Here is a 12,452-nt window from a genome sequence, read left to right as displayed (position 1 = left end):
GTCTGCGAACGGCGATCTTATGACGCTTGTGCGGCGAAGCCTTGCGTGCCGCGTTCATCTTCCTGCTGCAATGCGGTGCGCGGACCGCCGGCGGCGTGATAGTCGCGGCAAGCGCGCAGCAGTGTATCAAAATCGGTCGCTAGGCCCTCCGACCGGATGACGATGCGATCGTCCCTCACGGAGCGGGCCAAGCCGCGGATGCTGCAGAGCTGCCGCTGCAAGGCCGGCGTCGGCGTCAGCACGATCACCTTGCGCCCGCGGCGTTCTTCAGCCGAAATCTCCGCGATAGAGTCCCACAGCAGAAATTCATTGCCGATGCGGAGATCGCGGATGCCATAGGGGGTGACGATCACCACCGATCCCCGCTCGGCGGGGAGCATCCAGATCAGCCGACCGGTCATCACGGCGAACACCACCACGCCGGCAGAGCCGACCGTCGCGTCGTAATCGCCAAAAGCGCTCGACCAGCCCAAGGCGAGCGTTGCGCTGAGCAGCGTCATGGCGAAGCCCGCTACGACCAGCAGCCGCGTTTGGGTCGTACACGGACCGATTTCGAGATCGTGGGACGCATCGACGCATCCGGTCGACGTGACCGACTGGGGGCTGTCTGTGACAGCGAGCGCCAGACGGTCATGATGTGCTTGCATGCTTTCCCCCAGCATGGCCATTCGCGACCGAGCCACGATGCATCAGCCGGACCGGAATCCGCTGATGAGTACTCCGCGCAGCCGCTAGCGGCGAGGCGAGACAGCTGGCGTTACACAACAAGGCCCCGACCGATTCCTCACGGCCAACGACCTTTTTACGCAACTCGGCTCCCTTTACGCGGATCGCCATGATCGCGACGGAGTTACACTGGAGGATATGACGCCCATACCCTTGATTGGTTCCCTCAAGGAAGCATGTAAGCTAGAGGATAGCGCGTCAGGACCGGCGCGGAAACCCCTCGCCCGCAGGCTTGGAGATAAATTAGCATCATGAATCCCGTCAAAGAACTGGAAAAGCACGGACAAGCCGTCTGGCTGGACTTCCTGGCCCGCGGCTTCATCGCCAAGGGCGACCTGAAGCGGCTGATCGACACCGACGGCGTCAAGGGCGTCACCTCCAACCCCTCGATCTTCGAGAAAGCGATCGGCAGCTCGGACGAGTACGACGCGCCGATCGGCAAGGCGTTGAAGCGCGGCGATCGGTCGGTCGCCGACCTGTTCGAGGCCGTCGCGGTCGAGGACATCCAGAACGCCGCCGACGTGCTGCGCCCGGTCTACGACCGCCTCAAGGGTGGCGACGGCTATGTCAGCCTTGAAGTCTCGCCCTATCTGGCGATGGACACCGCCGGCACGGTCACCGAGGCGCGGCGGCTCTGGAAGGACGTCAACCGCAAGAACCTGATGGTGAAGGTGCCGGCAACGCCGGAGGGCCTGCCGGCGATCGAGACCCTGATCGGCGACGGCATCAGCATTAACATCACGCTGCTGTTCTCCAAGGCAGTCTACCTTCAGGTCGCCGAGGCCTATCTCGCGGGCCTGGAGAAATACGTCGCCGGTGGCGGCGACCCCTCGCATGTCGCGAGCGTGGCCAGCTTCTTCGTCAGCCGCATCGACAGCATGGTCGACAAGCAGCTCGACGAGAAGATCGCTCGCGCCAACGATCCGTCCGAGAAGGAGCGGCTGGCCGCGCTGAAGGGCAAGGTCGCGATCGCCAATGCCAAGGTCGCCTATCAGGATTACAAGCGCCTGTTCTCAGGTCCCCGCTGGGACAAGCTCGCCGCCAAGGGCGCCAAGCCGCAGCGCATGCTGTGGGCGTCGACCGGCACCAAGAACAAGGATTACAGCGACGTCCTCTATGTCGAGGAGCTGATCGGCCCCGACACCATCAACACCGTGCCGCCGGCGACGCTCGACGCATTCCGTGACCACGGCAAGCCGCGCGACAGCCTTGAAGAAAACCTCGACGACGCCCGCCGCGTGCTGGAAGAGCTGGAGCGCTCCGGCGTCTCGCTCGATGCCATCACAGAGGAGCTCGTCAAGGACGGCGTCAAGCAGTTCGCCGACGCCGCCGACAAGCTCTATGGTGCGGTCGCCCACAAGCGCGCCACCGTGCTCGGGCCCGCGATCGACCGCCAGCTGCTCTCGCTCGGCGACGGTCTCGGCAAGGCCGTGGCCAAGAGCACCGAGGAATGGCGCGCGTCGGCCAAGATCCGTAGGCTGTGGCAGCGCGACAAATCGGTCTGGACCGGCACTGACGAGGACAAATGGCTCGGCTGGCTCGACAGCGCCGCCAAGGCCGATGTTGCCGACTATGAGGATTATGCCAGCCGCGTGAAAGGCCAGAAATTCTCCGACGCCGTCGTGCTCGGCATGGGCGGATCAAGCCTCGGGCCGGAGGTGCTGGCCGAGACCTTTGGCAAGAAACCCGGGTTCCCGAAGCTGCACGTGCTGGATTCCACCGATCCGGCGCAGGTGCGGGCGATGGAGGCCAGGATCGACATCGCCAACACCGTGTTCATCGTCTCAAGCAAGTCCGGCGGCACCACCGAACCGAATGCGATGAAGGATTATTTCCACGAGCGCGTCACGCAGGCGGTCGGGCCGAAGGTCAAGACCGGCCATCGCTTCATTGCGGTCACCGATCCCGGATCGTCGCTGGAGAAGGCGGCGAAGACTCTGAGCTATGCGCGCATCTTCCACGGCGAGCCCTCCATCGGCGGACGCTATTCGGTGCTCTCGCCGTTTGGCCTGGTGCCGGCGGCAACCGCGGGCATCGATATCAAGACCTTCGTCAAGCATGCGCTTGCCATGGCCCGCTCCTGCGGACCGGACGTGCCGCCAGCCGAGAACCCTGGCGTGCAGCTTGGCCTTGCCATGGGCCATGCAGCGCTCGAAGGCCGCGACAAGGTGACGATCCTGTCGTCGAAGAGGATCGCCGATTTCGGCGCCTGGGCTGAGCAGCTCATCGCGGAATCGACCGGCAAGGATGGCAAGGGTCTGATCCCGATCGACGGCGAGCCGCTGGGCGAGCCTGCGGTCTACGGCAATGACCGGCTCTTCATCGACATCCGTATCGAGGGCGAAGCAGACGCCGCCCATGACTCGCAGCTTGCTGCGATCGAAGCGGCCGGTCATCCCGTCGTGCGCATCGTGATGAAGTCGATCGACCATCTCGGCCAGGAGTTCTTCCGCTTCGAGATGGCAACGGCGGTGGCGGGCAGCATCCTCGGCATCAACCCGTTCGACCAGCCGGACGTGGAAGCGGCCAAGATCAAGACCCGAGAGCTCACCGCGTCATTCGAAAAGACCGGCGCGCTGCCGGCCGAGCAGCCGGTGGTCAGCACCAATGAGGCCGATCTCTACACCGACGAGACCAACGCCGCGGCCCTGCGCGCCGCCGGCGCCAACGGCGACCTCACCTCATGGCTGAAGGCGCATCTGTCGCGCTCCAACCATGGCGATTATGTCGCCCTGCTCGGCTACATCGCGCGCGACAAGGCGACGATCGACGCACTCCAGACCATGCGGCTCGAAGTGCGCGAGAAGCGACATGTCGCAACCTGCGCCGAGTTCGGACCGCGTTTCCTGCACTCGACAGGACAGGCCTACAAGGGCGGCCCCGACAGCGGCGTGTTCCTCCAGATCACCGCCGACGATGCCAGGGACCTGCCGGTGCCGGGCCAGAAGGCCAGCTTCGGCGTCATCAAGGCCGCGCAGGCGCGCGGCGACTTCGACGTGCTCACCGAGCGCGGCCGGCGCGCGCTGCGGGTCCACCTGAAGGGCGGGCTCAAGAAGGGTCTCGCGGCGCTCAATGCCGCGCTCAACGACGCACTGAACTAAGGGAATTCCTCAAATGCAACTCGGCATGATCGGCCTCGGCCGGATGGGCGGCAACATCGTTCGCCGCCTGATGCGCCACGGCCATTCGACCGTGGTCTACGACAAGGACGCCAAGGCCGTCGCCGGCCTTGCCGCAGACGGCGCGGTCGGCTCGGCGACGCTCGAAGAGTTCATTGCGAAACTGGAGCGGCCGCGCGCGGCGTGGGTGATGCTGCCGGCCGGCCACATCACCGAGACCACGATCGACACGATCGCGGGCGCGATGCAGGAAGGCGACGTCATCATCGACGGCGGCAACACGTTCTGGCAGGACGACGTCCGCCGCGGCAAGGCGCTGAAGCAGCGCGGCATCCACTATGTCGACGTCGGCACCTCCGGCGGCGTCTGGGGCCTCGACCGCGGCTATTGCATGATGATCGGCGGCGAGAAACAGGTGGTCGATCGGCTCGATCCGATCTTCGCCGCGCTCGCGCCCGGCGCCGGCGACATTTCGCGCACGGAGGGACGTGAGGGCCGCGATCCCCGCATCGAGCAGGGCTACATCCATGCCGGCGCCGTCGGCGCCGGGCATTTCGTCAAGATGATCCACAACGGTATCGAATACGGCCTGATGCAGGCCTATGCCGAAGGTTTTGACATCCTCAAGAACGCCAACATCGAGGCCTTGCCGGCGGATCATCGTTACGATTTCGATCTCGCCGATATCGCCGAGGTGTGGCGGCGTGGCAGCGTGATCCCGTCCTGGCTGCTCGATCTCACCTCGACGGCGCTCGCCGATAGCCCGGCGTTGACGGAATATTCCGGTTTCGTCGACGATTCCGGCGAAGGACGCTGGACCGTGAACGCGGCGATCGACGAGGCCGTGCCGGCCGAAGTCCTGACCGCGGCGCTGTTCGCACGGTTCCGTTCCCGCAAGGAACACACCTTCGCCGAGAAAATTCTCTCAGCGATGCGAGCCGGCTTCGGCGGCCACAAGGAGCCGAAGCAGCCGGCTGCTTCGAAGCCGAAATAGCAATTAGCAGAGCGAAGGCCAATAGTTCGTGACAAAAGACCCGCAAGCCAAGCGCAAGCCGGAAAATTGCGCCTTCGTCATCTTTGGTGTCACCGGCGACCTCACCCATCGGCTGGTGATGCCATCGCTCTACAATCTGGCGGCCGAGCATCTGTTACCGGAAAAGTTCTGCGTGGTCGGCGTCGCCCGCCGGGGCCAGTCGGACGACGAGCTGCGCGACAGCCTGTTGAAGGGCTTGCGCCAGTTCGCAACCCGGCCGGTGGACGACGACATTGCCAAGAAGCTGCTGGAATGCGTGACCTTCGTCGAAGCCGACGCAAAGGATCCGCCATCCTTTGATCGCCTGCGCGAGCATCTGGATTCCCTGGAATGCGCGCAGGACACCGGCGGCAACCGGCTGTTCTACCTGGCGACCCCGCCGGCCGCGTTCGCGCCGACCGCGCGCGAGCTCGGCCGCACCGGCATGATGAAGGAGAACGGCGCGTGGCGGCGGCTGGTGATCGAAAAGCCGTTCGGCACCGACCTCGCCTCCGCGCGCGCGCTGAATGGCGAGCTGCTGAAGATCATGGACGAGCACCAGATCTACCGGATCGATCACTATCTCGGCAAGGAGACGGTGCAGAACATCCTGGTGCTGCGCTTTGCCAACGGCATGTTCGAGCCGATCTGGAATCGCAACCATATCGACCACATCCAGATCACGGTGGAGGAAAAGCTCGGCGTCGGCCATCGCGGCGGCTTCTACGATGCCACCGGCGCGCTGCGTGACATGGTGCCGAACCATCTGTTTCAGCTGATGTCGCTGGTCGCGATGGAGCCGCCGGCGCGTTTCGACGCCCATTCCGTGCGCTCCGAGAAGGCCGAGATTCTGACCTCGATTCAGCGCCCGAGCGAAGAAGAAGCGCTGAAGAGCTCGGTGCGCGCCCAATATCTGTCGGGGCGCATCGGCGACGATGAGATCCCGGACTATCGCAAGACCGAGGACGTCAAACCCGGCAGCACCACCGAAACCTATGTCGCGCTGAAACTGATGATCGACAATTGGCGCTGGGCCGGCGTGCCGTTCTATTTGCGCACCGGCAAGGCGCTCGGCCACAAGCGCACCGAGGTCGCGATCAAGTTCAAGCAGGCGCCGCTGTCGATGTTCTCAGGCACGGCTGTCGATCGTCTCTCTCAGAACTTCCTCACGATCGGCATCGCACCGACGGAGACCATCGAGCTCCAGTTCAACGCCAAGATCCCGGGGCCGAGCGTCACCATCGACGGCGTCGAGATGAAGTTCCGCTATGGCGACTATTTCCGGGCCGATCCCTCGACCGGCTACGAGACGCTGATCTACGACTGCATGATCGGCGACAACATCCTGTTCCAGCGCGCCGACGGCATCGAAGCCGGATGGGAGGCGGTGCAGCCGTTCCTGGATGCCTGGAAGAACGCGGGCAGCAACGGCATCGAGACCTATCAAGCCGGCAGCGACGGCCCCGCCTGCGCCGATGAATTGCTCCGCCGCGACGGCCGAAGCTGGCGTAAGTTTTCGTGACGGCGATGGCCGGACAGCCGAAGCTGATCGTCGCGGCCGACGCCGAGGCTCTCGCCCGGGCCGCGGCCGAACGGGTGATGGCGCGAATCGCGGCCAATCCCGGGCGCATCGCGATCTGCCTGACCGGCGGCTCCAGCCCGAAGAAGCTCTACCAGCTGCTGGGCAGCGAGGCCTGGCGCGAAAAAATCCCGTGGGAGCGCGTGCACTGGTTCATCGGTGACGAGCGCTTCGTGCCCGAAAGCGATCCCCTCAACAACATGGCGGTCGCGCGCGCGACCTTTCTCGATCGCAACGCGCCCTCCGGCCATGTTCACCCGATCCCGACGACGGCTGACACCCCCGATCAGAGCGCCGAGGCCTATGCGCGCGAGCTGCAGGCTTTCTACGGCGCGGAAAGCCTGGATCCGGCACGGCCGCTGTTCGACATGGTTTTGATGGGCGCAGGCCCGGACGGCCACACCGCTTCGCTGTTCCCGGGTTATCCTGCGATCGAGGAGACGAGACGCTGGGTGGTCGGCGTCCCCAAGGCCAATGTTGCCCCCTTCGTGCCGCGGGTCTCGCTCACCCTGCCCGCGCTGGCGTCCTGCCGCGAAATGCTGTTCGAGATTGCGGGGCACGACAAGCAGCCGATCTTGACGCGCCTCCTCAATGGCGAGACTCTGCCGGCTGTACGCGCGCGCTCGAATGGCGAGACCGTCTGGCTGGTCGACCAAGCCGCGCTTCCGGGGGGAATTCGTGACGGGCGTTGAAGCACCTTGTGCATTGATCGTGATGGGCGTGTCGGGTTCGGGCAAGAGTACGGTTGCAAAAGCGCTGGGCGAGCGCCTCGGCTGGCGATTCAAGGACGGAGACAGCTTTCATCCCGCCAGCAATGTCGAGAAGATGCGGGCCGGCCATCCCCTCACCGACGAGGACCGCTGGCCCTGGCTCAACGCCATTGCCGACGAGATCGCGCGGGTCTGTGACAAGGGCGAGCACGTGATCATCGCCTGCTCGGCGCTAAAGCATACTTATCGGGACGTGCTGCTGCGCGGACGCGACGACGTCCGCTTCATATTCCTGCGGGGCACGAAGGAGCTGATCGCCGCTCGCCTTGCGCAACGCAAGGGGCATTTCATGCCGCCCGGCCTGCTGACGAGCCAGTTCAACACGCTGGAGCCGCCCGAGGCTGGCGAGCACGTGATCACCGTCTCGATCGACGAATCCGTGGAAGCGATCGTGGACGGCGCGGTGCGACAGCTGAAACTGGGCGGCGCGAAACGCTGAGGCCAAACACCCAAGGGATTGTCATGACAAAAATCTCGCTCGTCGTCTCCGACGTCGACGGTACGCTGCTGACGAAGGACAAGACGCTGACCGACCGCGCGAGGTCCGCGGTACAGCGTCTGCACCAGGCCGGCATCGGTTTCACGATTACGTCGAGCCGGCCCGCGATCGGCATGCGCTTCCTGATCGAGCCGCTGGCGCTCTGGCTGCCGGTCGGCCCGTTCAATGGCTCCTCGATCGTCGACCCCGAGATGAATCCGGTCGAGCAGCATTTGATTCCGGCCAGCGCGGCCGAGCGGTCCCTGCAAATTCTCCGAGACTTCGGCGCCGACATCTGGCTGTTCACCACCGACAAATGGCTGATCGACAAGCCTGATGGCCAATACGTCGCGCATGAGCAGCACACGATCCGCTCCGACCCGACCATCGTGACGGACTTCTCGCCCTACCTTGCGAGCGCCTGCAAGATCGTCGGCGCCAGCGCCGATGCGGTGGGCCTCGAAGCCTGCGAGAAGGCGATGCAGAAGGCGCTCGGCAGCGAGGCGATGGCGGTGCGCTCGCAGACCTATTACCTCGACATTACCCCGCCCGGTTTCGACAAGGGCACATTCGTGCAAGCCATGGCCAAGCGCCTCGGCATTTCAACGGACGCAGTGGCCACCATCGGCGACATGCAGAACGACCTCGCGATGTTCCGCGTCAGCGGCACCTCGATCGCCATGGGTAACGCCGCCGACAACGTCAAGGACCAGGCCACCCACGTCACCGCGTCCAACGAGCAGGACGGTTTTGCGGAGGCGATGGAGATGATCTTGAAGCGGAACGGGGTCGCCTAGGTCACTACTTCGACCGCTGCATCGCGGGCTTCTCGCTGCCCTGCCTTGCCGCCGACAGATTATGCGCGGTGTTGACCAGCGCGATATGAGTCAGCGCCTGCGGGAAATTGCCGGTCTGACGCTTGGCGCCTGAATCATATTCCTCGGCCAGCAGCCCGACATCATTCGCGATCCCGACCACGCGATCGAACAAGGCTTGCGCCTTGTCGAGATCGCCCGCCAGCACATGGGCATCGGCCAGCCACAGGCTGCAGGCGAGGAAGGCGCCTTCGAGCGGCGGCTGCCCCGCAGGCACCTCGCGGGGATCGTGCCGCAGCACGAAGCCGTCAGGCATCATGTGCTTTTCCATCGCCACTATGGTGCCGCGAATGCGCGGATCCGACGCTTCCAGGAAGCCGACGGCCGGCAGCAGCAGCACGCTGGCATCGAGCAGCTTCGAGCCGTAGGACTCCACGAAGGCATTCTCCTCCGTGTCGAAGCCCCGGTTGCAGACGTCGCGATGAATGGCGTCGCGCAAGGTGCGCCAGTGCAGCAGCGGCGCCTTGAAGCCGAAGGTCTCGGCGCTCTTGATGCCGCGGTCGAAGGCGACCCAGGTCATCACCTTGGAGAAGACATAGTGCTTCGGCTCTCCGCGCCGCTCCCAGATGCCGTGATCGGGCTGGTCCCAGACTTCGGCGAGATGCTTGAGCACGGCGCATTCCAGCGCCCAGCTCTCGTCGTCGAGCTTGAGCTTGGCCATCCGCGACTGATGGAAGGCGTCGATCAGTTCGCCGTAGACGTCGAGCTGGAGCTGCGCATGCGCGGCATTGCCGACGCGCACCGGCTGGGCGCCCTCGTAGCCGTCGAGCCAACCGGCTTCCCATTCCAGCAGTCGCCGCTGGCCCCAGATGCCGTACATGATCTGCATGTTCGACGGTGAGCCTGCAGCCGCCCGCAACAGCCAATTGTGCCAGGCCGAGGCTTCCTCGGTGTAACCCGAGTTCATCAGCGCCAGCAGCGTGAAGGTGGCATCGCGCAGCCAGCAGAAGCGGTAGTCCCAATTCCTGGCGCCGCCGAGCTTCTCCGGCAAGGAGGTGGTCGGCGCCGCGACGATGCCGCCGGTCGGACCGAAGGTCAGCGCCTTGAGTGTGATCAGCGAGCGTACGATCAGGTCGCGATAGTCGCCATCGCGATTACAGTGGCTGCACCAGTCCTGCCAGAACTTTTCCGTCTCCTGCAGCGCGAGCTCCGGGTCGATCGGTGCGGGTGGCTCGAGATGCGAGGGGCCGTAGGTCAGCACGAACGGCACGGTCTCGCCCGCCTTCACCTCGAAATCGGAAACCGTGGTCAGATCCTCACCGCGGATCTTCGCCGGCGTCCGCAGCACGGTCATGTCCTGCCCGGCGACCGCCAGCAGGGAATGGTCGATTCGCCGCACCCACGGGATGTCGACGCCGAAGCCGAAGCGGATGACGAGCTCCATCCGCATCTTCACCGTGCCGCTGACGCCGCGGACCAGCCGCACGATGTCGGAGGCCTTGCCGCGCGGCGGCATGAAGTCGATCAGCGCAACGGTGCCGCTCTTCGTCTCAAAGCGCGTCTCGAGGATGAGGGTGTCGCCGAGATAGCGGCGCGACGTCGCGGTGACGTCCTCGCTCGGCGCGATCAGCCAGCGGCCGTTCTTGTGCGTGCCGAGGAGCGCTGCAAAGCAGGCGTCGGAATCGAAGGCCGGCCAGCACAGCCAATCGATCGAGCCGTTGCGGCCGACCAGCGCCGCGGTCTCGCAGTCGCCGATCAGCGCATAGTCCTCAATCCTCTGAGACAAGGTCGTACGAGCCTCGAAAACGGCACCCTTGGAGCCCCGGCGATCAACGCCCGCCGGGCAACGAGCGTTCCCGTGTCGCGGCCTTCAAAGCCGCGAGATCGACTTTCGAGGCAATCTTGTCGAGCGTCACAGGCAGGCGCTGGCGCCAGTTCGGATGCTCGTCGATCGTACCGGGAATGTTGGGCTGGTCGATCACCCCGAGCAGATCCTCCAGCGACACCGCAAGCAGCCGCGACGGCGTGCGCGACAGGAAGGCGAGCACCGAATAGACATCATTGGCACGGATGCCGTTGGCGCGCAGGATCTCGTCGAGCAGGCCGAGCGCATCCCAGCGGGCCTGATCGTTCTCGCCGGGATCGAGCCCGAGCGAGCGCTTCATCCTGAGATCGCTGAATGAGCGCCAGCCGGCATAGGTCGACAAATCATGCGTGTTCAGCGTCACCAGCGCGTTGGGCCGGTAGTGATCGACGGGCCGGAAATGACCGGCATCGTCGCGCTCGAACATCATGACGAGGTAGGACCAGATGCCGAAATCCTGCATGGTCTCGCGAAAACCTTCCGGCACCGTGCCGAGGTCCTCGCCGATCACGATGCACTTATGGGCCGCGCTCTCGCGCGCCACAGTCGCCAGCAGCGCCTCGAACGGCATTTGCACATAGGCGCCGTTGTCGGGCTTGAAGCCGCGCGGCACCAGATAAAGTCGCTTCAGGCCCAGCACGTGATCGAGACGGATGGCCCCGGAATGGCGCATTGAAGCCGCGAGCATATCGGCGAATGGCACGAAGGATTGCGCCTCCAGGCCGCCGGCATTGAAGCCGGCGAGGCCCCAATCCTGGCCGATGGTATTGAGCACGTCCGGCGGCGCGCCGACGGCGAGATGACGGGAGATCGCCCCCTGCTCGTTCCAGGCATCGAAGCCGTTCGACTGCACGCCGACGGCAACGTCGAGATAGAGCCCAACCCGCATGCCGAGCTGGCCGGCCAGCTCCTTGGCGGCATGCAACTGACTGTCGGCCGTCCATTGCACGAATTCGACGAACTCGACCTCGTGCTTGTCTGGGCCATTGCGCAGCTCGGCGCATTTCGTCTCGTCCGGCTTTTGCCATTCCTCCGGCCATTCCCACCACGGCGCCGCGAAGCGATGACGGAGCACCTCGAAGCAGGCAAAGCGGGACAACAGCGGCGCGCGAGCCGCGCGGAAGGCGTCGAACTGGTTGCGGCGGACGCCGCTCGCGGTTTTGACGAAGCTGTCGAAGGCGGCGCGGAGGCCGAGCCATTTCAAGGCCGCCATGTCGGGATAGGGCACGCGATCGCCGTCACGGAGCCGCGCGGCGGTCGCGGCCGCGTCGGGGACGAGGTCGGGGGAAAATTCCGGGATCGCCTCGACGTCGATATAGAGCGGATTGAGAAACAGCCGGCTGTTCGGCGAATACGGACTGCAATCGGCCGGATGGTCGTCGAACAACACATGCAGGGGATTGAGCCCGACGCCGTCGGCCCCCAACTGCTTGGCGAGCCGGACGAGACCGGCGAGGTCGGTGAAATCGCCGATGCCCCAATTGCGGTCCGAGCGGACGCTGTAGAGCTGCACGGCAAGCAGCCAGCCGCGGTCGAAATCGCCGCCAAAGGCCCGCTCCGGCGCCACGATCATCGGCACCTCTTCAGTCACGCCTTCGGCATCGGTCAGCGTCAGGCGGTGATAGCCGAGCGGCAGGCCGGCGGGCCAGGCAATCACGGGCTCGCGCGTCTCACCTTGCGCGATCAAATTGCCGTTGCCGGTCATCTTCCATTTGAGCGGCGGCGCACCGATCGTCACCAATTCGGTGCGCGGATGGCCCAAGGCGCGTACCACCACGGGCCCGCTGACGAAGCGGTAAACCCGCTTTTCCGGCAAGGCGTCGAGGATGGATTTGAGGGCCACGGGATCGGTGACCCGCAGCTTTCCGAGGGCATCGACGAATTCGGATTGAACGCCCTTGATCCGGGCTTGAGCTAAAAGATCCATTCGGCACGCAGCTTGCAGGCCATTTTTTGGCCGGGGGCATCGATTTTAACGAGGTCGCGGAAGAGGTTAGTCAGGGTCAACTCGCAAGCCGCGCCTGCCGTTCCCCAGGGAACCAATGACACACAAGCGGCTTTCTATAGTGGTATCAAGCGTAGGTTCCCG

At 64.9% G+C, this 12,452-nt stretch carries 9 protein-coding genes; 6 read left to right on the top strand and 3 right to left on the bottom strand.

Features of this window, described 5'->3' with window-relative positions:
- Positions 1 to 17: 17 nt before the first annotated feature.
- Entirely contained in the window at positions 18 to 647 is a 630-nt protein-coding gene (locus tag AC0L3A_RS13590) for a hypothetical protein (protein WP_007595706.1), read from the bottom strand.
- A 330-nt stretch (positions 648 to 977) separates the two neighbouring features.
- Between AC0L3A_RS13590 and AC0L3A_RS13585 the strand changes: the two genes are divergently transcribed.
- Genes AC0L3A_RS13585 through AC0L3A_RS13560 form a run of 6 tightly spaced genes read left to right on the top strand, consistent with a single transcriptional unit; the run spans position 978 to position 8,481 of the window.
- On the top strand, positions 978 to 3,827 hold the full coding sequence (locus AC0L3A_RS13585) for a bifunctional transaldolase/phosoglucose isomerase (RefSeq protein ID WP_007595713.1): 2,850 nt from the start codon (positions 978 to 980) through the stop codon (positions 3,825 to 3,827).
- 13 nt (positions 3,828 to 3,840) lie between these two features.
- The gene (gene gnd / locus AC0L3A_RS13580) at positions 3,841 to 4,839 is read left to right on the top strand and encodes a phosphogluconate dehydrogenase (NAD(+)-dependent, decarboxylating) (protein WP_007595714.1); all 999 of its coding nucleotides are present in this window, start codon (positions 3,841 to 3,843) and stop codon (positions 4,837 to 4,839) included.
- 28 nt (positions 4,840 to 4,867) lie between these two features.
- Positions 4,868 to 6,379, top strand: a complete 1,512-nt coding sequence (zwf, locus tag AC0L3A_RS13575) for a glucose-6-phosphate dehydrogenase (RefSeq protein ID WP_007595715.1) — start codon at positions 4,868 to 4,870, stop codon at positions 6,377 to 6,379.
- A 5-nt stretch (positions 6,380 to 6,384) separates the two neighbouring features.
- Entirely contained in the window at positions 6,385 to 7,128 is a 744-nt protein-coding gene (gene pgl / locus AC0L3A_RS13570; protein WP_354127279.1) for a 6-phosphogluconolactonase, read from the top strand.
- Complete coding sequence (locus AC0L3A_RS13565) at positions 7,115 to 7,645, top strand: gluconokinase (RefSeq protein WP_473254542.1); 531 nt, start codon at positions 7,115 to 7,117, stop codon at positions 7,643 to 7,645. Before pgl ends, AC0L3A_RS13565 begins: the two co-directional genes overlap by 14 nt.
- 23 nt (positions 7,646 to 7,668) lie before the next feature.
- A complete protein-coding gene (locus AC0L3A_RS13560) occupies positions 7,669 to 8,481 on the top strand; it encodes an HAD family hydrolase (RefSeq protein WP_473254541.1) in 813 nt (270 codons plus the stop codon).
- Positions 8,482 to 8,485: 4 nt separating this feature from the next.
- Here AC0L3A_RS13560 and AC0L3A_RS13555 read toward each other — a convergent pair whose 3' ends face one another.
- Together AC0L3A_RS13555 and malQ are read right to left on the bottom strand one after the other, a co-directional pair.
- Positions 8,486 to 10,285: a glycoside hydrolase family 15 protein gene (locus AC0L3A_RS13555; protein ID WP_473254540.1), complete on the bottom strand. Its 1,800-nt coding sequence runs from the start codon at positions 10,283 to 10,285 to the stop codon at positions 8,486 to 8,488.
- Between the two features lie 43 nt (positions 10,286 to 10,328).
- Positions 10,329 to 12,290: a 4-alpha-glucanotransferase gene (malQ, locus tag AC0L3A_RS13550; protein ID WP_219681170.1), complete on the bottom strand. Its 1,962-nt coding sequence runs from the start codon at positions 12,288 to 12,290 to the stop codon at positions 10,329 to 10,331.
- Between the last annotated feature and the right edge of the window lie 162 nt (positions 12,291 to 12,452).

The organism is Bradyrhizobium sp. MI1.3, from assembly GCF_055811695.1.
This window is presented reverse-complemented; position numbering and strand designations above follow the sequence as displayed.

Excerpts from the sequence above, each read along its gene's own strand:
- AC0L3A_RS13590 (WP_007595706.1), bottom strand. The coding sequence starts at position 647 with ATGCAAGCACATCATGACCGTCTGGCGCTCGCTGTCACAGACAGCCCC.
- AC0L3A_RS13585 (WP_007595713.1), top strand. The coding sequence starts at position 978 with ATGAATCCCGTCAAAGAACTGGAAAAGCACGGACAAGCCGTCTGGCTG.
- gnd (WP_007595714.1), top strand. The coding sequence starts at position 3,841 with ATGCAACTCGGCATGATCGGCCTCGGCCGGATGGGCGGCAACATCGTT.
- pgl (WP_354127279.1), top strand. The coding sequence starts at position 6,385 with ATGGCCGGACAGCCGAAGCTGATCGTCGCGGCCGACGCCGAGGCTCTC.
- AC0L3A_RS13560 (WP_473254541.1), top strand. The coding sequence starts at position 7,669 with ATGACAAAAATCTCGCTCGTCGTCTCCGACGTCGACGGTACGCTGCTG.
- malQ (WP_219681170.1), bottom strand. The coding sequence starts at position 12,290 with ATGGATCTTTTAGCTCAAGCCCGGATCAAGGGCGTTCAATCCGAATTC.